The organism is Pseudomonas sp. GW456-12-10-14-LB2 (assembly GCF_002884345.1).
In the GTDB taxonomy this organism is placed as follows: domain Bacteria; phylum Pseudomonadota; class Gammaproteobacteria; order Pseudomonadales; family Pseudomonadaceae; genus Aquipseudomonas; species Aquipseudomonas paraglycinae.
This window is the reverse complement of the sequence record NZ_POHV01000120.1, coordinates 1-279: the sequence shown is the minus strand read 5'-3', so window position 1 is coordinate 279 and position 279 is coordinate 1. Positions and strand designations below refer to the sequence as shown.

The 279-nt window shown below is 65.9% G+C and carries 1 pseudogene; it reads left to right on the top strand.

What is annotated here, in order from left to right:
* Nucleotides 1-279, top strand: a pseudogene (locus C1X29_RS29840) (cytochrome P450); the annotation flags it as partial.

The following is a 279-nucleotide window of genomic DNA, read 5'->3' as shown; positions in this document are numbered from 1 at the left end:
ATCTGCGCCCGTACATCGCGGCGCGCCTCGCTCAACCGGGAGAGGATCTGCTCAGCCGCATCATTGCCGAACCGATCGAGGGACGCGCCTGGACGCTCGACGAAGCGATGCGGATGGCGCGCAACATCCTGTTTGCCGGGCTCGACACGGTCGCCGCGATGCTCGGCATGATCGCAATGCACCTCGCGCGATATCCTGAGGACCAGCAGCTGCTGCGCGAAAACCCGACCTTGATCCCCGCCGCCGCCGATGAACTGATGCGGCGCTACCCATCCGCGT